This window comes from Myxococcales bacterium (assembly GCA_023898405.1).
Classification (GTDB): domain Bacteria; phylum Myxococcota; class UBA727; order UBA727; family JABDBI01.
Genome location: CP060221.1, coordinates 1,073,133 through 1,094,743 on the forward strand (window position 1 = coordinate 1,073,133; position 21,611 = coordinate 1,094,743).

Below are 21,611 nucleotides of genomic sequence, written 5' to 3' on the forward strand. Positions count from 1 at the left end.
TTAAGAGACTGTCTCTTAACTTATTATCTCAACTGAGAATCAACCTTAGTTTTCACAATAGTATCTATCAAAGCTGGCGCAAGACAACGCAGTAATGGAACAAGCGAATATTTTTTGGGCAAAAATACACTTAATTTCTTTTCCTCGAGGGCTTTGATAACTGCTTCGGCACATTTTTTTGCATCCATTACCTTTTTGCCGTGAGTTGTGTTCACTTTGATGCTGTTGCTACTCGAGCTGGCAAGGGCTTTTTTTCTCAGTTCGGTTCCGGCAATCCATGATGGATTTGCCAGCATAAAATGGATGTCTGGCTCTTCTTGGCGTAGTGTTTCAATAAAACCATTGACCGCATATTTAGAAGCCACGTAACCACTATGATAGGGAACAGGAATAGCACCTTGCAATGATGATATCGCTACAAAACTTCCTTTGCTTTGGCGCAGATGATCGAGAGCATAAAATGCGCTATAGACTACTCCCATATAATTTAAATCCATCAGTGATTTAAGTTCATCTGGATCATCCACATCGCGAAAACGACTCCACATACTTCGACCGGCATTGGCAATAAGACAATCAAGTGCGCCAAATTGAGCAATACTTTCTTGCACCATTTTTTTTACCGAATCTTTTTCGCTCACATCCGCGCTCATTAGCAAAATTTTTTGCTGGGGAGATTTTTTTAGAATCTCATCTTTGAGCTCACACAATAGCTCATAACGACGAGCAACCAGCGTTAATCCGTTGCCTCCCTTGGCAAGTTGTAAGGCCAGCTCTCTCCCCAAGCCCGATGAAGCTCCTGTTATCAAATAATGTTTGTTAGTCATGAGCATTCTTATCCTCTAAGTCACGCACACGTTTTTGAATTTCTGCAGTCGCCTCACGATAAGCAATGAAAGTTGCCCTTCGATCATTTTTCTCGTCGTAACTCAACCAATCAGACACCATCACCGGCTCACCAAATGCCACCCATAAGCGATGAGGTTTAATGAAATAGGATCCTTTAGGGAGAGCATTGAACGAGCCTCCCACATAAGCAGGTACCATGGGTAAATCAAGTTCATGAGCTAAAATAGCTGCTCCTTCTTTAAAGCGACCCATAACACCTGTGATGGTTCTCGTCCCTTCAGGGTAGATGATCAATGCCTGCCCACCTTCATCAAGAAAAGATCGGCATGCAATAATGCTATCCTTAATAGCCCGTCCACCGTTTCCACGCGCAATGGGTACAAGATTCATCATGTAGTGCAAATAAAAACGATGAGATTGATCAAAAAAATAATCTTTTGCAGCGATCAAGCCTATCTTTTGAAACGCCAAACCAGTGGCCGCCATGAGCATACTGCTATCAAGGTGACTTGCGTGATTTGAACAAATAATAAAAGGCACAGAAGGTAAATTTTCACGCCCAAAAGTTTGCAAAGGGCAATAGATTTTAAATACGCTCTTACAAAAAATTTCAAACGATGTAGCCCAAGCACTTTTTTGCGCTGGCCAAACGCTTCCATGTGTAGTCATTCTTTGATTCCTTGAAATAATATTAGTCATGATGCCTCCGAATTTTGGCCCTCTAAAGCATTTAATAGCGTTGATTTATTTATTTTGATAGCTTTTCAAAATTATAAGGGAGTTGAAGAACATTCTATCGTACCTGTGCCCATCATAAATTATGCCCTTGTACCTTTGATGCTTGTCATTATTGATGTTATGAGCTCTTGGTCCTGCTCTGCTCAAGGCTAACAGCTAGAGGATTGCCCATATTAAAAATGCTCTCGTCTATCAAGCCTTCATTACTGCACTAGGATAGGAGATCAAGTGAAGCATATTTTTCAACTTAGTTTTTTGGGCATTTGCTCGTTATTATTTATTGGCTGCAAGAGCATCTTATTTAATACCCAAAAAAACCAGGCTCAAAGTGCTTTGTCTCATGTGAGAACCTTGGTTGATGAAAGAGGCTTGGTTACTCAACCAATTGTAGAGCTTTTAAAACTTACCCAAGTATCCTGCCCAAGAGATCTTAAGAGCGTAGTTAGTTGCACTCAGCAAGCATGGCTTAGACGCAGTGGCCTTGAAAGAAAAGATTTAAATGAATCTCGACCAGAATTGCAGAGCAAAATAATCCGCGAAATTAAAAATTTAGGATTGTATTCTGAAATTAGGCCTATTGCGCAAAAATATGATTATGTATTTGTCCTAGGAGCAAGCTACCAAACTATAAAGTCACGTTTGGATTTTTTGGTAGAGGAAATCAATAGAGGCATTAGTTTTGAAAAATTAGTATTGATGGGGTCGCTCAGGCCATTAGATGAAAATAGCGAAGTAAAACCATTTAAGTTTGATTTTAAAACCGAGGCTACCACTGAAACTGAGATCGATTTAATGCGCGAAATTATTAAATTTCAACCTTATAAACAAAGCTTCCAACAAATAAAAATAATCGAAATAGCATCGCCGATGAAATTAGATGGAAATAAAAAATTAGTAAGAGCAAATACAAGAGACACCTTTATTGATTTTATGAAACTAAAACTTTTGCCAGGAAAATCTCTTACTATTTCTAACCAACCCTATATTAAACGCCAGGACTTGATTGCCCAAGATTACTTAAAAGATGGCTGGGTAAACGAAAGCGTAGGTCCCTGCGTTAAAACAGACATAAATACTAATGTGTTGCTGGATGAACTCTCTCGATTATTATTTGAAATAAAAGCATTCATTAGTTTTAGAGGCTCTTTTGAAAGTATTTAACAATGCTTTTGGAACACACATAATGAGATATAAAATTTACAAAGAAACAAATAAAAAATGAGTTATATAATCCGTTATGCATATAGCAAAATATGAAACTGCTCGTTTTTAAACACACGCAGCTCAATCCCCTTACATCGTGGCAGAATTATTATTTTTGATAAAAAATTCCAGATCTGCTCGCAACTTTTAGCAGACTAATCCGAAATACCGCAGCGTAAGCATTTTTTTTTGGAAGCACAAAAAACATGAAAAGCTTTTATAAAAAATTTTTGGGATCCTTACTTTTACTCTGTTTTTTCTCCCACGCTTCTTTTGCTCAAAGCAACTCATGTCGTTTTTTGCATGAATCTGTGAAGACTAACAATTTGCCTATGGTAATTGAAATTTTGCATAAAACCAAAGCCAGAGCCGATTGCGAAGATCATAAAGGAAATACAGCTGTCCATCATTTTGCTCGCTATGGCAAAGACTACCGAATACTTGTCCTACTTATGTATAGAGGTTTTGGCACCCTGAACAAAGTTAACCATGCTATGCAAACTCCGGCTATGGTTGCTCTCGATTATAAAAACCAAAAGAGTCTTACATGCATGTTTGCTCTTTCTAGCGATTTTAATCCTATTAGAAAACCCGATGGTATTCTTCGATAGGTTTTTTCCAAACCAAAACTCCACAAAAACGATCTCCCTCGGGACAGATAGGCGTATGCCCTGAAGACTGTCGTGTGCCACAAGGTGGCATTAAATACTGGCCAATCATGGGAGATTTTTTTCTCACCGCCATCACTTCATCTACGGTAGTGGCCCAAATTTCTTCTTGAGCATTATAGCAAAGGCGGGTAGTCCACTTATGGAGATAGTCCATCAGCGTTCCTGAGTCGGTGTAACGAATCGGAAATGAATTGCTAAACATATACTGTAGTGCTTCTGCTTGAACACCCTGAGAATAAAGCCACCTTGCATCTTCCCATGTCTGCTCATGTATACGTTCATAGAGTTCTAAAGCCTGGGCAGCAGCTTCATGCTTAAATAGCGATGGAATAATGTAGTCAGGTTTATCAAGATCGATAGTGCGACTAAAAATGGCCCTGGCGCCTGGGATCATGCGGTGGCGCTGAGCCTGTGAGTCTGCTGCATGAGACATTTTTTTATTAAAAGTAAAGTGCACCATATCCAAAGCTTTAGCCATTTTACTCAAGCTCAACAGATTAAGCGGCTCACCCAAATAACTGTTTTTTATGGGCGATAGCAGTGATGCCACCGCATCTTGGTCTGATAATTTTTCTTTGCCCAAATAGAGAATCTGACGCACCGCATCACCGATCAATTGTTCGGGATTTTCACTTGAGCTTATTAGCTGAGCTGTTTTTCCTTTGAGCGATGCGTCAAACGATAAAGCGCATGATGCTGCATTTTTGCTATCGATCCTTTCCAAAGAGAGTCTTTGTAAGGTCTGAGCTTCAAGAGTTTGCTCCAAAGGCATGCAGTCTTCGATCCAAGCAAAAAACTGTGGATCGATTTTGTTAACCTCTTCCACCATTTTTTTTATGATAATTTTTTGTTCAAATGGACAGTCAAAACTCTGAGCCAAGCGATGATAGCGGTGCAAACTTAAGCCTGAGATGGTGTGGTAAAGATGGGAATGGGTAGCCAGAGGCAATACATAACGAGCCACCTCCTGAGCACGTTTTTTAATAGCATTTTGCCATCTTTTATCTGTTTTGGACTTTAGTCTTCCTCGGTAGATTTGAAAATAAAGCTCTTCGCACACAGGATGCAGCATCACACACAATTGATTGTATGCATCTTGCTGGCGCTCAAGTGCTGCGATATAGCGCGCCGTTAATCGCTCATTGTCAAATTGTGGAATTAAAAAATTTCCTGTTTTAACACCAACATAGCGCTGACTTACTTGTTCGGAATTATAAAAAGGATGGGAGTGGAAAAAGCCCCACAATGCATGCCTGCTTACCTGAGACATAGCGAATTGAAAATGTGCATGCTGCAAAGTAGTGTGATGGCCAGCCAAATAAGTGCTTCGTGCAATTTTATCTCTTAAATTTTTAGCTTGGTCATTTTTGCTTACATCTTCGTCGTAAATAATGCGAGATGAATAACACGTCCGCGCTGTTGCTACAGCATTGTCCAGCGGCGTAAAAAAATATTTAGTCAATTTAATAGTAGGTAAATCAGAATTAATACCAAGCATGTGCCACCTTTAATATCCTCATGATCTTAAGTACTTTGAAAAAACCTTTTAAATTCTAGGCGCTTTTTACCGCCATTAGTCCCCGATCCTAAAATCAACTGGTTGCGCTTTTTGAAAATTGTTAATCTACGCCGTCCAAAGCTAACAGGGGGCGCCTCCATGTGGAAGGTAGATAGTTACATAAACAATAAGTTTAAGCCAAGAGTGCTCATCTGTGACCAAGAACCCCACCTAAGAATGACTTTGTTCGAGTATCTGATATCAGTTGGCTTTCATGCCGAACAAGCCCGCAACGGTCACGAATGTATTGATCTTGCTTGTGACACGCACCCAGATGTTATTTTGCTTGATCTTGAGCTCCCCTATATTGATGGCCAAACGACTATCCATCATCTTCGCAGGCTCGGTATCAACGTTCCTGTACTGCTTTTTAGCAGCAACAACTCCACAATCATTCCCTTTGACAATGATTCTGCGGTATTAAAAAAACCTTTTAAACCAAAAGAAATTGCTTTAGTGCTTGAAACTTTGCTTTTAGAAACCAAAAAAGAAAAACACTTCATCCCTAGGCGTTTTAAGATTCAATAAAAATTTTCTAAACTTTTTGCAGACCGATCGGCCGCTCCTTGGAGCGGTTTTTTTTATCAAAATTTTTTACTCGCGAATATTTATTTCAGGGGGGATACCTATGAAGTTATCTGTTTTTTTGATCTTTATTCTTTCTCTTTCGCTTAAATCTTCGCACGAGAACTGTAGCACCACTTATCCAATAGTCTTAAGCCACGGTCTTTTTGGTTTTGGCGGTGACATCGGATCGATGAGCTATTGGGGGGATATTCCACAAAATCTAGAAGCCTGTGGCGCCAAAGTCTATATTGCTCACGTGAGTCAGGCAAACTCCACTCATGAGCGTGGAGAGCAGCTCTATCAACAGCTCTTAATGTGGGGGCATGAAAAATACAACCTCATCGGTCATAGCCATGGTGGGCTTGATGCCCGTTATGTTTTGGAAAATTATCCAGATAGCGTAGCCTCGGTCACAACTATTGGCTCACCACACAGAGGGTCAAAGGTAGCCGATGTCATCTACGAAAAACTCTCTGAAAACCCCATTGGAGCCTATATCGCCACGGCATTCGCCAATATTTTTGGTTTTAGCATAGGTGCTCTATCGGGCTATTTTGGCTGGCAAAACGCGTGGATGGCACTTGAGTCACTCACCACCAGCGCTCTTAGAGATTTTAATCAACGCTATCCTCATGGCTTATCAAGCAATTGGTGCCAAGAAGGGCCGCATTATTACCACGATAAAAGACTCTATTCATGGGGAAGTTTTGGTTCTTCTCCTACAAGCCTCAGTGACTGGTTTGGTTATCTCTTAGAAAAAACATCTCAAGCTTTTGATAGTCACGAAAAAAACGATGGATTGGTGAGCCTGTGTTCCATGAAATTTGGCAAATGGCTTGGCGCATTGCCAAACGCCCACCATCTCATTCCAGTAGGAGGCGTGGTATCTCCCCTATCCCATGATCTAGAGCTCACCACCACCACTATTTTTTTGGATCATGCGCTGCGTCTAAAACACGCACGCCTATAAAAAAAGGCCCCAAAAATGGGGCCTCTTTCATCACACAAGCAACAAAGCTTATGGATGTATCACATAGTGAGTAATAGGTGCAGTTATAAGTGGAACATTACCAGTAGCATTAACTGCATCCGCTTGACCTATATTAATCATAGTACCTGCTGGGCTGATAGTGGTAAACCATACCTCATCACCAACCTTAACATGCAACTCCGCTAGCATAGCACTCGGCAAGAATACTCTTTTCTTTTTAGTTACACCAAAAATCTTAAAAGGCTTGATAAGGTCATTATTGGTCTCATCGACCCGCACTACCAAACCTGGCGTACCACCAACAACCATATTTTTTTCTACAACACCCTTGCTTACGTCAGGACCAGCAGCAACAGTTAGAGGGTGATGTTGGTCCATAGCGCGCAACAAGTTACGTTTTCCATCTGCACTCAGGCCACTAAAGTTTCCCGCTGCATCAGTGATAATAGCCTCCACTCGATTTTGATGAGTTATTGTTGCAGGATCAAGCAATGAAGCAAGAACTACAAGCGCGTTATTGATCTCGGCATTAGATTTTCCTGGCATGCCTATCACTAGGTTGTATACATCCTCATTCAAACTATTGAGAGCTGCAGCATTCTTAGCGATAACTGCATCAGCGTAGGTAGTATCCGCTGCAGCGATGATTGCATCAGCCCAAAGCAAGGTATCACCAGTAAGAGCTCTTCCCAAAACTCCGGCTCCTGACAAAGCCGCCTTGATGGCTGTATCTCGAGCAGGCTTATCACCGCGATTATCTTTTATAGCGTTCTTCAAATCATTTGATCTGATCGCTTGGTTCATCTCGGCATTGGTGATGCCGGCTTGTCCAACGATGGCATCATAGATGGCCTGAGCCATATCATTAGGCTTAGCATCAAGCGCAGTGATTGCATGTGCTGTATCGACCGCTGTTTTGATTAAGGTATACCAGTTAAATGCATCCACATTGTTTGTTGCGCTCAGCTCAGCTGCAGCATCCAAGCCCAAAACTGTGCGCACTGCTGCTTTAAGAGCATTGTCACGATTATCTTGGGTCAGCGGTCTCACCTTCAATGCATTATCTACTGGAGCCATCACTGCATTCATTTGAGCATTGCTGATACTACGAGGGAAATTAGCAGGATCACCTGTTCCAACGATCGCATTGTAGATGCCTGCTGCCAATCCCGATCCTGCTTCACTGGTCAAAGCATCAATAGCTTGGGCTGCATCAGCTGCAGCAAGGAGAGAAGTTTTAAGGTTCAAAACTTGGGTAGCATCAACAATACGCAACCCATCAACAGCAGCTAGGATCGCAGCATCGCGCGTTCGTTTATCACGAGGGCGAGTATCCATAGCACCACGAATAGGATGAAGTGTACCAGGAGCATTATCAGCCCCAATCAGAGTAACTTTATGAGCATTATCGATGGCTGCATTTCTGATAGCCCAATAGATTACTGCATCAAGACCTGATGTATCAAGCCCAAGCATGCCAGCAGGATCATATGCATCTGTCACAGCAGTTATAATATTGTTGGCAAGTGTAGCATCTGTACCACCATTCCTAGTCACAGCTTGGCTAATCTGAGTCCTGCGTTGAGCTTCAGCCAAATTTTTTGCAGCTACAACTGCTGATATGATGGCATTTTTTTGCTCAGCTGTTCTTCCGCTTGCATTGATGACATCCCATACACTTTGAGCAAGACCCGATTTTGCCTGAGTTGTTACCTCGATAGGATAGTCGGCTGCTACTGCGGCCTTGATAGCTGTAGCAAGTGTGGTGTCTTCACCTGCCAAAGCAGTACCAGGAGCAATACCACGAACAGCCTTGATAGCATTCTCAATCTCTGTATTACGCTCAGTACTTGTGCCCTTATCTTTGGCAACTACAACCGCTGCCATCAAAGCGTTTCTTTGAGTATTGTTAAGACTTGTATTGGCCGTAGTTACCACAGCAGTATAGGTGGCAGTCTTAAGACCTGAAGCTGCCTCAGCCGTAATATTTTCCTGATGTTTTTGATCTACAATAGTTTTAATGGCGTCAGAATAAGCTGCATTTGCACCACCTTGGGCTGCAACAGCATTTTCGATAGCGGTGTTTCGAGCAGGCTTAGGCTGAGAATTAGCAGTAATAGCATCTCTTACCGCAACTATAATTTCATTGAGTTGTTGGGCGCTACGTGCTCCTCTCAAGGGTTGTTCAATAATCTTGTTGTAAATATCCGGATTCAAACCTGAATCAGCGACTTTGGTAAGTTCGATCACGCCTGAAAGAAGACCTACATGAGCTTGCATGGTGGTTTTGAGTCTGCCTTTAAACTGAGCTACGTCTCCTTCAGCCAAATCAGCAGGAACGATGTTCAAGTTATCGATTTTGGTATTTCTTGTAACTTGAGTAGAACCATTTGCTACAGTTTCTTGATCGTTGATCTCTATTACTTGAGCTAAAATGTCATTGAGTTTTTGGCATTTGTCAGCGTTCGCATCACAAATATCCTTAAATAATTTGTAGGTAGCATTACTGAGGCTACCTTGATCGTCAAGCTTGACAGTCTCAGCTGCGATAGGATTTTCTTCAGCTACCTTAGTATTCAACTCACTTGCAAGCGCATCGGAACCACCGTTGTCTTTGACAGCTTTGTTAATCGCATTTTCTCGGGCGGTTTTATCTTTCTTATGCAACTTGATGGCAGTATTGACCGCTCCTATGATCTTATTCTTTTTATCGACACTGAGTTTTTGCTCTTCGATCAACTTATAGCTGTTTTCACCAAGCTCAGTTGAGCTCCGCTCAATAGTACTGCCTTGGTCTTGGTTTTGGTTATCATCGTCACCATTGCCGCATGACACTAAAAATGCAGTCAGCACTGCTAGAAAAAAAATCCTTAAATTACTGATAAGCATAATAATAATACTCCTTGCTTACTAAAAATCTTTAAATACGTGCTCATTTCAAGCTAAAAATCTTTTGCCTCAAGCAGTCACCAAAACCTAAACCTAAACCTAAACAAAAGCAAAAATTGGTCATTCAGATCAATGTCTAACAAATATGTCTTTTGCTGGCACGTATTTCCATGATCGCATTGTCATAGTTAGCCTACCCAATGTATAATGCAATGGGGTTGGGCTTGCTTTTACTGCCCGCATTCAAGCGAATTCTAAAATTTCACATAGCTCTACGATAGGCCCCGCCCACCTCAAAGAAACTTTGGCTGATTTCTCCAATAGTTGCGTACTTGGCAGCTTCCATCAGACAAGGAAAGCTATTTTCTTGATGCAAAACTGCATGCTTAAGTTTATTCAATGCATCTTTGCGTTCCACACTAAAACATGAATGCATTCTTCTAACCTGCTCAACCTGCAGCTCTTTTTCTTCTTTACTAGAACGCATTAACTCAATTTTTTCCTGCTTTTCTTGGGACTTGGGCAAAAATGTATTGACCCCAATAATTTTAAGCTCACCCGAATGTTTTTTGTGTTCATACTCAAGACTTTCCTCTTGAATTTTAGAGCGTTGATACATAGTTTCCATCGCTCCCAAAACCCCACCGCGGGCATCCAGCTGCTCAAAGACCCCTAACACCGCTTCTTCAACTTTGTTGGTTAAATCTTCAATAAAATAAGATCCTTGAAGCGGATTTTCATTTTTGGTCATTCCCAGTTCATGATTGATGATCATCTGGATAGCTACTGCTCTACGCACCGATTCTTCTGTAGGAGTGGTAATAGCTTCATCAAATGCATTAGTGTGCAAAGAATTACAATGATCGCTGATAGCATAAAATGCTTGTAGCGTAGTCCGAATATCGTTAAAGGCCATCTCCTGAGCATGCAATGAACGCCCAGAGGTTTGAATATGATATTTGAGCTTTTGACTTCGTTCGTTAGCACCATAGATATTTTTTAGAGCAATGGCCCAAATTCTGCGTGCAACACGGCCTATCACAGCATATTCAGGGTCCATCCCATTTGAAAAAAAGAAACTAAAGTTGTGAGCAAAGTCATCGACCTTCATCCCACGTGCCCGATAATATTCAAGCAAAGTAAAGCCGTTGGCCAAAGTAAACGCTAACTGGGTTATGGGGTGAGCACCCGCTTCAGCAATGTGATAACCGCTTACGCTCACACTATAAAAATTCTTGATCTGATTTTTTATAAAATATTCTTGGCAATCACCCATCATTCTCAAAGAAAAATCTACCGAGTAAATACAAGTGTTTTGCGCTTGTTCTTCTTTTAAAATGTCCGCCTGAATAGTTCCCCTAACATTTTTTAAAACATGATCCTTCACATTTTGATAAAACTGCTCATCAACTATTAAACTTGATGGAAGTCCCAAAAACCCTAAGCCATTGCCATTATGTCCCTTAGGCAAGGATTGTTGGCGATAGCGCGGTTGAGAAATATTTTTCTTTAAAAACCAATCATCAATCGCTTTTTTGCTAGCATCCCATCGCCCTTGCTTTCTAAGCTGCGACTCCACTTCAAAATCAATGGCTGCATTAAAAAAGAAAGCAAGCATGGTTGGTGCAGGGCCATTGATAGTCATAGAGACAGAAGTTTTGGGATCGATCAGATCAAAGCCCGAATAAAGCCGTTTGGCATCATCCAAAGAACAGACCGAAACACCTGCATTGCCGATCTTTCCATAAATATCTGGGCGCACATCGGGATCGTGCCCATAGAGTGTCACTGAATCAAATGCCGTCGATAATCTGGTAGCACCATGACCTTGGCTTAAATAATGAAATCGCTTATTGGTACGCTCGGGCGATCCTTCGCCAGCAAACATACGGGTTGGATCTTCATCAACCCGCTTAAAAGGAAACACTCCCGCGGTGTAGGGAAAATATCCCGGCAAATTTTCTTTGCCAACAAAATATGCCGCATCACTTTTGCGCTTGATATGTGGCGTTTGTACTTTAGGCATGGATAAATGCGATAGCGATTCAAAGTTATTATCGATATCGATTTTGTTTTCACGAACTTGGTAGCTTACTCGATTATTTTGATAGTCTTTTTGCTTTTTAAAAAAGTTATCGACCTGCTCATCCATTTCTATATCAACATTATTTTTAAGCTCATCAATTTTTTGTGTGAGCTCTTTTAAGGCTGCATCGTTATGGATCTCTAAAGCTACAGCTTGCAAATTCTCGATACGATCATAGAGCTGTGCTTGCTTATCAACTTTTTGATGGTGCTCGCGAACACACTCTGAAAGCTGCGATAAATATCTTGATCGTTTTTTGGGAATGAGACTTCGTGATGCAGGCTCTCCTTCACTCAAGCTCTCGCACTGCCACTCATTGTTTGGATCGATCTCTTGCAAAAGTTTTATAAAGCGGTTGAAAAAACGATTGGTACCCAAGTCACCAAAGATATGCGCGCTAGTGCCAAACACCGGCATATCCTGCCAGTTCTTATCAAATAAATTGTGATTTCTTTGAAAGGTTTTTTTTACATCGCGCAAAGCATCAAGACTTCCTGGTCTGTCAAACTTATTGATGACAACCAATCGAGCACTATCGAGCATATCGATTTTTTCAAGCTGACTTTGTGCACCATACTCGGGGGTCATAACATAGATTGATGCATCACTCACTTCATTGATGCTGCTATCGCTCTGACCAATACCTGCGCTTTCCAAAAGCACCAGGTCAAAATCAAGTTCCTTTAGGTACGAAACAATGTCCTTAGCACTGCGAGCAATAGAAATATTTGCTTCGCGCGTGGCGATCGATCGCACAAATACACGATCATTATCAGCGCTATTAAAACGAATACGATCACCCAAGAGTGCACCACCGCTTTTAATTTTGGTGGGATCCACACTCAAAACAGCTATCTTTTTTTGCGGAAAAGCCTGCAGGAAACGAGCCAATATCTCATCGATCAATGAGCTTTTACCCGCTCCTCCCACACCAGCTATACCTATCACCGGCGCTTTTTTTCTAGCTGCACCAATCCCTTTTATGGCTTTTAGTAATTCATTTTTAGCAGTGTGATATTCAGGGTTTTTTTCATCTGAACCAAGCTCAAGTGTACTGATAGTACGAGCGATTTCTCTGCGGCTTGGCTTATCGAGAGTGAGTGTGCTCACGGGATACGAAGCATATCTATCACATTGCCCCAACATATCTTGGATCATGCCGACCAAACCCATGTTTAAACCATCTTGGGGCGAATAAATTTTTTTGATTCCGCGCTCACACAGCAATGTAATTTCTTCAGGAACAATAACGCCGCCACCACCGCCAAAAATACTTATGTCAGCTGCATCGTTTTTTTTGAGCAGCTCAAGCATGTAGCTAAAATATTCTACATGCCCGCCCTGATAGCTCGATACAGCAATGCCTTGCACATCTTCTTCAATGGCCGCCTTGATCACACTCCATACTGAACGATTGTGCCCCAGGTGAATAACTTCAGCGCCCTGAGATTGCAAAATACGGCGCATGACGTGGATGGCCGCATCGTGACCATCAAATAAAGACGCCGCAGTAACAAAACGAACTTTGTGAACAAGCTGCATACGCTATCCTTTCGAGTTGATAGACAAAGCGTGTAATAGCAAGTTGTTATTTTATTTGTAAGTCCGCATTAACTTTTAAAGATCTTCAACGGCCTTGATAAAGCATGGAAAACTTAATTTTTTAAGCCCTTTATAGTCTGGGTCAAATATGACGAGGTCTTGATACTTTTCTCCCAACCAGCGAAGAAAAATTGGTCTAAAAATCAGTCTGTTAAATTTATCCATGACTATTTCTTCAAGTTCACTAAGAGGCTCTTTGTTGTTGCGATATTTTTCAATGATTTTTTCTAGGTCTTGATTTTGTTCTAGCAAAAAAATTTCTGCCAAAGTTTTATCGTGGTGATTTTTTCCGGATACTTTATCGATCAAAAAATTTTCTTTTAGATAATCTGCTAAATTACTATCCTCAAGGATTTCTGCCATGAGTTTATTTTCATCACCTTTAAAATAGGCACCGGCAAATGAGATAGCCTCTGATTTAAGTTTTCGTGCTTGAGCTATGATCGTATCTAGATGGTCTTCATATAAGCGAACTTGATCTCCCCCTTCTCTTTCGAAATAATTATCAAAAGTAGCAACAAGCAAAGCTGAAATTGCTCCTTCATTGCACATAGTCATAGCTTCAGTACTGGCGAGCGATTGCATAAGCGATGAAAGGAGAGCTGCAAATGAATCGCTATCTTTTTGCTGAGCAATAAAGCGAATCACATAAGACACTACTTCCCCGTTGTGATAACCCTCAAACTCTGAGCACGGAAGCATCCAAAAGTGAACATTACTCAATTTCTCTTTGAGATTAGCCAATGCTTCGCTGTGATAGCGGTCAAATTCCTCTGCACCTATTTCTTGAGAAAAATTATTTTTGAAGGCTGGATCCATCAAAAGCTCGCGCGCTTTATTCAAAACACCTTCTTGCTCAAAAAATCCATCCTCATTTTTTAATTCTCTCAAGGATTGCGTCAATTTGCCTAAGATAAATTTTGCTCTAAAAAGGGTTCTTGGAGTATGAGGATGATATTTGACATCATCATTGGGATGAATATTCCATTTCTCCTGCCAAATCATTGTTTCCCAAAAAAGCTGCTCTCCCCAGACACTAAAAAATACTTGTTCATTATCAGCACTACTCTTCAAGGCTTTAACAAGATCTCTTCTCATAAAAACAAGATTTTTTTCATCTTTGGCTTGAGTGAGCAAATAATTTTTCATCATAAGAAAATTTTCATTTTTTTTATCAATGCAAAAAATTGAAGCGCCAAATTGAGCAAAAAGCTCTTGTTTTATTTCCAGATTAGCCAGCGAAAAAATTTCATAAACTTCGCGTGCAATATCGATTGCGTTCAATCGCAACTGTTCCAGCAAAGGCTCATTATTTGCTTCATTTAAAATTGCATATAAGATGCGGGCTTTTATCTCAAAAGGTATCAGATTTGAGTCTTTATAATACCTTAGTGCATGACTACTGAAATCTGCTCTTTGGCTCCTAAGCAGGTAGTCCACCAAGTTGAGCATTTGATTCCACCGCGATTTTGTTGTGATAAAAAGGTAGATATCGCTTAAATAATCTTCAATAGTGCTGGATAGAAACTCTTTGATACCCCCATTTTCTCGATAGTTTATCAAATACAAAAGTATCTCACTGCGCTCTTGTCTTGTGGCTGAATCCCACAATGAACCCAAAGTCTGTTGCCCGTAGGCCTGGTTGGTATGAAAAAGATCAAATATCAAATTATATTTTTCTTGAAATGTTGCTTTGGGGTTTTGCATGATCAACTCATTAAAAAGCTCCCAAGCTGCTTCTTTGGTGTTTTTGAGTCTCAGCCAATTTTTTATACAAAAAACTACCGGTTTGACGCCATCTATCTCTTGCTGCGGCATGCTCGTTTTTATGAATTCTTTGACTCCCAACTGATAGTGAGGAGATATTAAAAATGCTGTTACAATTTCAAAAGATTGTCGGGGGTTTTTCTCTGCAAAGCTTGGTAATTGAGCAAAAACCATATCCAAGAATTCTCGACTATAATCAAGTCTATTTTGCATCGTTATAATTTGCGATACAATGCGTGCCATCCCATTTTTAGTGAACACATCTTCAATACTTATATTTCGCAAAAAATCCTTGGCTTTGTTGTTATATTCACGCGAGTTTGAATAAAAAAGATAGAGGATATTTATATAGTAAAGATTACCCACCTTATTGGGATCGAGCTGCTCTAAATTTTCGGCTGCACTCTTGAGCAAAGCCTCATTATCAAGTTTTGCATTGAGCGATAGAAAAATATATTCAAACCAAAATTGTTGACTTTGTTCATCACGAGTAAAATTTTCTTTCCACTGTTCATACAAAGAAAAAATTTTTTGTGTTTTTTGCTTTTCTTTAATTGTATTTGCAATCAAATCTAACAAAACAAATGAATTAATCTCTTCATTAATAACTGAAAGCTTTTCACTATAACTAAAAAGGCACCGAAAGAATTCTTCTGGCCTGATTTCATGAACCTCTTTGTCAAGCATAATAAAAAAATTTTCTTCTGCATTTTGAATATTTTCTTCTGGTATTTCTTGAACTTCAAAGGCTGATAAAAAATTTGCACATAGTAAAAATAAAAAGATAATTTTTTTACACATAAATTCTCTCAATCAATAAATAAAGCAAGCAAATATTCTACGTTTCCCTTAGCACCACAAATTGGGCTTGTCTCTACCCCCTTAACCACAAAGCCGAGTTCTTGGGCGAAGATTTTAATTTTTTCCACGGCAGCCTTTCGCACTTCATCATCAGTGACGATACCTCCTTCACCGATATCTTCTTTGCTCGCTTCAAACTGAGGTTTAACCAAAGCGATTACACAAGCAGGCTTTGAGAGCAGCTCTACAATGCGTCCCAGCACTTTGGTGAGCGAAATAAAACTAAGATCGATCACCACAAGTGATGGTTTAGGAGAAATTATTTCATCATCAAGTTTTAGAATATGAGTTCGTTCAAGATTAACCACGCGCTTATCGATGCGCAGTTTATGCGCAAGCTGACCATAACCCACGTCAATGGCGTAGACTTTTTTGGCGCCATGCTGGAGCAAGACTTCACTAAATCCCCCAGTGGACGCTCCCACATCCATACAAATGGCATCAGTCGCATCGATATTCCAACGCTTGAGCGCATGTTCAAGTTTAAGCCCGCCGCGAGAGACAAAATTATGTTCTTGGCTACGCAAACGTAGAACAACATCCGATCGAAATTTAGTGCCCGCCTTATCCACACAATGATCTTCAACGATCACCTCACCTGCCATGATCAAGCTACGAGCACGCTGCAGATCAGGCGCAAGCGATCGCTCCACCAGCAGTTGGTCAAGGGCAATTTTTGCAGGCTTTTTCATAATTATTTTCCAATACAAAACTGACTAAAAATTGTATCGAGCACGCTTTCAGATAGATCCATACCAAAGAGCCGCTCAAAAGCTAAACCAGCTCTTCTAAGCTCAGATGCAACAACCTCATCCACCAAAGATAATTCCAATGCTCGATACGATTCTTTAAGCCCGTTGAGCGCTTCATTTAGCTCTTCACGCTGACGCGCCCTTGTGACATAGATTTCCCGCACTGAAGTAGTTTCTTTGACGATCATTTTTTTTAATGCACGCTTCAACTCATCGATGTTGTGGCCATATTTTGCTGAGATAGTGAGCACATCCGACGAATTTTTCAAAGCCACATCAGATTTATTGAGCACGTAGAGCAAAGGCGCTGGAATATCTTTTAACTTTTCATTGATGCGAACATCTGAAAAAGGATGTTCACTGCCACCATCACCCAACCAGATCACCGCATGAGCTTTGTCTAACTCGTCAAGTGCTTTATCGATCCCAATCTTTTCAATATCATTTTCTAAATCAACTTCACGAATGCCCGCCACATCAACCAAGACCACTGGCACACCATCAAGATCGATGCGAGCTTCCAACACATCTCGTGTGGTGCCAGCACTGTCATGAACTATGGCTCGCTCTTGGCCAGATAATTGATTGAGCAAAGTTGATTTTCCCGCATTGGGCAAACCGCAGATTACAATACGTGCTCCCTCATGAAGCTTGATGCCATAATCTGCTCCATCAAGAAGTTTTTTTAAGAGCAAAACTCCTTCATCGATGCGCCCAAGCAAAAAATTTTTATCGTAACTGCCTAATTCTTCGTCAGGAAAATCCATCCGCGCTTCCATTTCAGCCAGCACGGAAATTATCATTTCTTTAATGCTCTTTGTTTTGTCAGCCAGACCTCCACGCACGCCCTGCAAAGCTGCTTCTTTTGCCGCAGTGGTTTCAGCATGAATAAGATCAGCAATGCTCTCCGCCTGAACCAAATCAATTTTGCCATTGAGCACCGAGCGCATGGAAAACTCTCCTGGCTTTGCCAACCTTGCACCCAAAGAACACACTCTCTCTATGATTTGATCGATGATAAGCGGATTGCCATGACAGTGTATCTCTGCACTATCCTCACCGGTAAAACTATTTTTTCCTTTAAATAACAGTGCCATGACGTCATCGATAATAGAGCCATCATGACTTATCACCGCACCATGCATGGCTCGCATGGCTTCTATATCGCCTTTATGTTTTCTAAAAATTTGCGAGAAAATCTGCATGGTCAAAGGGCCAGAAATTCGCACGATAGCCAAGGCACCATAACCTTGAGGAGTAGAAAGTGCGCAGATGCTATCTTGGCAGGCAATATCAAGAGACATCTTGTGCCTCGCAGGATCTTTGAATTTCTACCGCAAGCAAGGTGATAGCAGCGGGAGTTATCCCTGGCATACGAGATGCTTGTCCTAAAGTCTGGGGCTGAAATTTTTTGAGCTTTTCAAAAATTTCATTGCTTAACCCAGGAGTTTGCTTATCAAATAAATGCTTCGGTATGTGTTTATTTTCCAAAGCCCTTTGTTTTTCTTGGCTGAGCTGAGCGCGCTTGATGTAGCCTTCGTATTTTATTTCGATGGCAGCTCTAATAATCACTCTCTTATCGCTCACCAAAAAATTGTCTGGCAACAGAGAAAACACTGCTGATTCTGAAATTTCAGGCCTACGAATTATCTGAGCAAGTTTAGTTTTCACCACAAGCGAAGGTGAGTTGAGCGCATTTAAACAAGCATTAATGTGCTCGCTTGGCTCAATCATAAGTTGGGCAAACTTTTCCATAAGCTCGCTCACCTCAGATTCAAAATTTTTCATGCGCAAGAAGCGCTCTTTAGGCAAAAGCCCCACGCGATCTCCCTCGTGCATAAGGCGGGCATAGGCATTGTCATCGCGCAAGGTCAAGCGATGTTCGGCGCGCGAAGTAAACATGCGATAAGGCTCGGTGGTACCTTTGGTGACCAGATCATCGATCAACACGCCGATATAGGCCTGATCACGTCTCAACATCAGCGGTGCCTCATTTTTTAGCGACAAGGCTGCATTGATACCTGCAATCAATCCTTGGGCTGCAGCTTCTTCGTATCCGGTGGTTCCATTTATTTGGCCAGCCAAATAAAGACCGCTCATTTTTTTTGTCTCGAGCGTTGCATAAAGTTGAGTGGGATCGACAAAGTCGTAATCGACAGCATAACCCCAGCGGGTCACTTCAACATTTTCCAAACCTTTCATTGTGCGCAAAAATTTAAGCTGCAAAGCAGGCGGCAGTGAAGTCGTCAATCCATTTGGATAATACTCATGAGTATCAAGCCCATGGGGCTCTAAAAATATCAAGTGCGATTCTTTTTGAGCAAAGCGAATAACTTTGTCCTCAATGCTTGGGCAATAGCGCGGACCACTTGAATCGATCTGTCCGTTGTAGATCGGCGCAAGACCTTCGCTGATGCCATCCTTGATACTCTGATGCGTACGCTCATTGGTATGAGCGATTCTGCAAGAAACCTGAGGCAAAGGCGGTACTTCATTTTCAAAAGCAAAACGAGGTGCGGGAATTTCAGGAAGCTGTTCTTCTAACACGCTAAAATCGATAGTGCGCCCATCAAGCCTTGGACACGTACCAGTCTTAAGTCGCCCCAAACGAAATCCAAGAGAAAGCAATGACTGTGAAAGTCCCTTTTGAGGAGCTTCACCTGCTCTTCCTCCATCGCTCACGTCTTTTCCCACATGGAGCTTGCCGCCCAAAAAAGTTCCCGTGGTAATAATAACTTTATCGGCATAAATATGGCCGCTATGGCGAGTCTCAACTCCCTTAACCTTGCCATCCTCACTTATCAGCCCAACCACATCATCCTGGCGGACCAACAAATTATCTGTGGTCATCACCACCTTGTGCATATATTGCCGGTAGCGTTCCATATCGCTTTGACATCGCACCGCTTGAACTGCAGGGCCACGAGATGCATTGAGCACCTTAAAGTGAATTCCTGTGGCATCAGCAGCCTTAGCCATCTCACCACCAAGCGCATCGATCTCTCGCACCAGATGCCCCTTGCCCACTCCACCAATGGCAGGATTGCAACTCATCGCTCCAATACGATCGATCATTCCGCTGATGAGAAGGGTTGGCACTCCCATGCGCGCCGAAGATAGAGCTGCCTCTATACCCGCATGTCCACCACCTATTACAATTATTTTTGCCATATTCACTGCCCAAAAACTATAATTATCAAACGCCATATAGCAGGCGTAATTCACAAACAAAGATGCTAAAAAATTATTTTATGCCAAGCTTAGGCTGCTCATACCAATCTTAAGAAATTAAAAGCTAGTTAATTCCTAAGATTGCTATCACTACAGCCAGGGTCAGTGTAATTGAGCAAATCCGCTCTGAATAGAACCGACAGCAAGCTTAAGAATTGGGCCCAATAAAAAAAGCTAACAGCTCAATATAGTTATTAAATTTGAGCTTAAATTGATCTACTTTCTATTCTTTTTAAATGCTCGATAAATGTCTGCGAGTCAAGAAAGCCAACCACACTTGCATCAAAGAGCTGCTTGCCATTTTCATCCAAGAAAATCAGTGTAGGAAGGCCAACTATATTGTAGCGCTGCTGAACATAATTTAACTGCGTGCTTGATGAAGTTGCATCCACTTTGATCAAAAAATAATCTTTGAATTTTTCTCTAACCGCTGGATCCTTGAAGGTTGTATTAGAAAGTTTAAGGCAAGCGACACACCAATCAGCATAAAAATCGATCATAACTTTTTGTTTACGCACTTTAGCCATCATAAGTAGTTCATCAAATTGGTTGGCAGGTGATGTTGTATCGATAACATGCCAGTTGATATCCTGGGCAGTTTCTAAGTGGCTCTCGTCTTGAGTGTTGAGCAGTGCAGCAATACTCAAGGCGATCAGACATGCTCCAATAATTTTTGGAACAGTGCGGGAGATTGTATTGATAACAAATTTTGGTGAGGCAAAAACTAAAAACAATCCCATTAAAAAATTCATTGCCAAAACTTCTACGCCAAGATCTCTAAACACAATGAAAAAATTTTTAATATAACTGTTTGCCAGTCCAAGATAATAAAAAGCTGCTCCTAAAATAAGCGCCCCTAAGACTTGTTTAACTTTTTCCATCCATAAACCTGATTTGGGCATGTGCGATAGCAGAGAGGAAAAAGTTCCCAGCAAAAGAAAAGGCAAACCCATTCCCAAGGAAAAAAAGGCCATTAATGAAAAACCTGCACTTATATGCTGTTCTTGAGCAATCAAGGTCAAGATAAAACCTAAAACTGGGCCCGTGCATGGAGCCGCAATAACTCCAGCTACCAAACCCATAATAAAAGCTCCTTTAAAACCCGCTCCCCCCAATGAACTCAGTTTATTTAGAAATGTTTGTGGCAAAACAATATTCACCACTCCAAACATGGCCATGGAAAAAATAATAAAAATGCCGGCAATAATGAAAAGAACCAGTGAATTTTGCATCAGGGAGCCTGAAATAATTCCCAAAGAAGCACTTATGATGCCTAAGCATGAATAAACAATACTCATCCCCAAAACATAACAGCTTGCCACCAAGAATCCTGTGAGACGATTTTCGTATCGTCGAGCCCCCATAACACTCAAAGTGATGGGAATGAGCGGATAAATGCACGGTGACAGCGTACTTACTAAGCCTGCGATAAAAGCAAAAGTAAGCGGAAGAACGCTTGAGTTATTTTGCAAGGCCATAGCAAGCTGTTCACTCAAATTAAAATCGCTCATGCACAAAACTCCATAATTGTTTCTCACTCACACAAATGAACAATCAAGCAAACAATACTTAATAGAATTGTCACAAAAACATAAAGTTCCCAAGCATAAATAAATTTGTTCACCACAAAAACAGCAAAAAATAGGGGATCAATGTGTCAGAAATTATCGATAAAGTTAAAGAAAAAAAGTCAAAATACTCTCACAAAATAAAATCATGTTCTTCTCAAGCCAAAAAAGATTCTTTTGACATTAGATTTGTTTTCAACCCACCCGAATCAACAAAAAATGCATCAGACATTGGAGGAGAAGGAACAGATAAAAACAGGCCAATTCCTCCACACTTT

General features: G+C 41.1%; 14 protein-coding genes. 4 read left to right on the top strand and 10 right to left on the bottom strand.

Translation table 11 applies throughout. The features are described 5' to 3' along the window. Window positions 1–23 precede the first annotated feature (23 nt). Complete coding sequence (locus H6731_04935) at window positions 24–827, bottom strand: SDR family oxidoreductase (protein USN51755.1); 804 nt, start codon at window positions 825–827, stop codon at window positions 24–26. Further along, window positions 820–1,548, bottom strand: a complete 729-nt coding sequence (locus H6731_04940; protein USN51756.1) for a 1-acyl-sn-glycerol-3-phosphate acyltransferase — start codon at window positions 1,546–1,548, stop codon at window positions 820–822. Before H6731_04940 ends, H6731_04935 begins: the two co-directional genes overlap by 8 nt. Window positions 1,549–1,815: 267 nt before the next feature. Here H6731_04940 and H6731_04945 point away from each other — a divergent pair, with 267 nt between their 5' ends. Next, window positions 1,816–2,748 (top strand): hypothetical protein, encoded by a 933-nt coding sequence (locus H6731_04945; protein USN51757.1) that lies wholly within the window; start codon window positions 1,816–1,818, stop codon window positions 2,746–2,748. A gap of 248 nt (window positions 2,749–2,996) precedes the next feature. Continuing rightward, the gene (locus H6731_04950; protein USN51758.1) at window positions 2,997–3,401 is read left to right on the top strand and encodes a hypothetical protein; all 405 of its coding nucleotides are present in this window, start codon (window positions 2,997–2,999) and stop codon (window positions 3,399–3,401) included. Here H6731_04950 and H6731_04955 read toward each other — a convergent pair. Beyond that, window positions 3,373–4,959, bottom strand: a complete 1,587-nt coding sequence (locus H6731_04955; GenBank protein USN51759.1) for an FAD-dependent thymidylate synthase — start codon at window positions 4,957–4,959, stop codon at window positions 3,373–3,375. The genes H6731_04950 and H6731_04955 overlap by 29 nt on opposite strands. A gap of 159 nt (window positions 4,960–5,118) precedes the next feature. Between H6731_04955 and H6731_04960 the strand changes: the two genes are divergently transcribed. After that, window positions 5,119–5,547 carry a response regulator gene (locus tag H6731_04960; GenBank protein USN51760.1) on the top strand — a complete coding sequence of 143 codons (429 nt, stop codon included), beginning with the start codon at window positions 5,119–5,121 and terminating at the stop codon, window positions 5,545–5,547. 100 nt (window positions 5,548–5,647) lie between these two features. Beyond that, complete coding sequence (locus H6731_04965) at window positions 5,648–6,556, top strand: triacylglycerol lipase (protein USN51761.1); 909 nt, start codon at window positions 5,648–5,650, stop codon at window positions 6,554–6,556. 48 nt (window positions 6,557–6,604) lie between these two features. Here the strand turns inward: H6731_04965 and H6731_04970 are convergent, their stop codons facing one another. The 7 genes from H6731_04970 to H6731_05000 all read right to left on the bottom strand — a co-directional run bounded on the left by H6731_04970 (window position 6,605) and on the right by H6731_05000 (window position 21,276). Then, entirely contained in the window at window positions 6,605–9,466 is a 2,862-nt protein-coding gene (locus H6731_04970; GenBank protein ID USN51762.1) for a hypothetical protein, read from the bottom strand. A 262-nt stretch (window positions 9,467–9,728) separates the two neighbouring features. Next, a complete protein-coding gene (locus H6731_04975; protein ID USN51763.1) occupies window positions 9,729–13,094 on the bottom strand; it encodes a cobalamin B12-binding domain-containing protein in 3,366 nt (1,121 codons plus the stop codon). Between the two features lie 75 nt (window positions 13,095–13,169). Further along, entirely contained in the window at window positions 13,170–15,722 is a 2,553-nt protein-coding gene (locus H6731_04980; GenBank protein ID USN51764.1) for a hypothetical protein, read from the bottom strand. A gap of 8 nt (window positions 15,723–15,730) precedes the next feature. After that, the gene (locus H6731_04985; GenBank protein ID USN51765.1) at window positions 15,731–16,474 is read right to left on the bottom strand and encodes a TlyA family RNA methyltransferase; all 744 of its coding nucleotides are present in this window, start codon (window positions 16,472–16,474) and stop codon (window positions 15,731–15,733) included. Between the two features lie 2 nt (window positions 16,475–16,476). Then, entirely contained in the window at window positions 16,477–17,838 is a 1,362-nt protein-coding gene (gene mnmE / locus H6731_04990) for a tRNA uridine-5-carboxymethylaminomethyl(34) synthesis GTPase MnmE (GenBank protein ID USN51766.1), read from the bottom strand. After that, window positions 17,828–19,705, bottom strand: a complete 1,878-nt coding sequence (gene mnmG, locus H6731_04995; GenBank protein USN51767.1) for a tRNA uridine-5-carboxymethylaminomethyl(34) synthesis enzyme MnmG — start codon at window positions 19,703–19,705, stop codon at window positions 17,828–17,830. The genes mnmE and mnmG overlap by 11 nt, the downstream gene beginning before the upstream one ends. Before the next feature lie 266 nt (window positions 19,706–19,971). Beyond that, the gene (locus H6731_05000) at window positions 19,972–21,276 is read right to left on the bottom strand and encodes a thioredoxin family protein (protein ID USN51768.1); all 1,305 of its coding nucleotides are present in this window, start codon (window positions 21,274–21,276) and stop codon (window positions 19,972–19,974) included. Between the last annotated feature and the right edge of the window lie 335 nt (window positions 21,277–21,611).

What these genes read in the sequence shown, in the direction of transcription:
- H6731_04980 (USN51764.1), bottom strand. Translation starts at nt 15,722, where the DNA reads ATGTGTAAAAAAATTATCTTTTTATTTTTACTATGTGCAAATTTTTTA.
- H6731_04985 (USN51765.1), bottom strand. Translation starts at nt 16,474, where the DNA reads ATGAAAAAGCCTGCAAAAATTGCCCTTGACCAACTGCTGGTGGAGCGA.
- H6731_04935 (USN51755.1), bottom strand. Translation starts at nt 827, where the DNA reads ATGACTAACAAACATTATTTGATAACAGGAGCTTCATCGGGCTTGGGG.
- H6731_04960 (USN51760.1), top strand. Translation starts at nt 5,119, where the DNA reads ATGTGGAAGGTAGATAGTTACATAAACAATAAGTTTAAGCCAAGAGTG.
- H6731_04975 (USN51763.1), bottom strand. Translation starts at nt 13,094, where the DNA reads ATGCAGCTTGTTCACAAAGTTCGTTTTGTTACTGCGGCGTCTTTATTT.
- H6731_04970 (USN51762.1), bottom strand. Translation starts at nt 9,466, where the DNA reads ATGCTTATCAGTAATTTAAGGATTTTTTTTCTAGCAGTGCTGACTGCA.
- mnmE (USN51766.1), bottom strand. Translation starts at nt 17,838, where the DNA reads ATGTCTCTTGATATTGCCTGCCAAGATAGCATCTGCGCACTTTCTACT.
- H6731_04955 (USN51759.1), bottom strand. Translation starts at nt 4,959, where the DNA reads ATGCTTGGTATTAATTCTGATTTACCTACTATTAAATTGACTAAATAT.
- H6731_05000 (USN51768.1), bottom strand. Translation starts at nt 21,276, where the DNA reads ATGAGCGATTTTAATTTGAGTGAACAGCTTGCTATGGCCTTGCAAAAT.
- H6731_04965 (USN51761.1), top strand. Translation starts at nt 5,648, where the DNA reads ATGAAGTTATCTGTTTTTTTGATCTTTATTCTTTCTCTTTCGCTTAAA.
- H6731_04950 (USN51758.1), top strand. Translation starts at nt 2,997, where the DNA reads ATGAAAAGCTTTTATAAAAAATTTTTGGGATCCTTACTTTTACTCTGT.
- H6731_04940 (USN51756.1), bottom strand. Translation starts at nt 1,548, where the DNA reads ATGACTAATATTATTTCAAGGAATCAAAGAATGACTACACATGGAAGC.
- mnmG (USN51767.1), bottom strand. Translation starts at nt 19,705, where the DNA reads ATGGCAAAAATAATTGTAATAGGTGGTGGACATGCGGGTATAGAGGCA.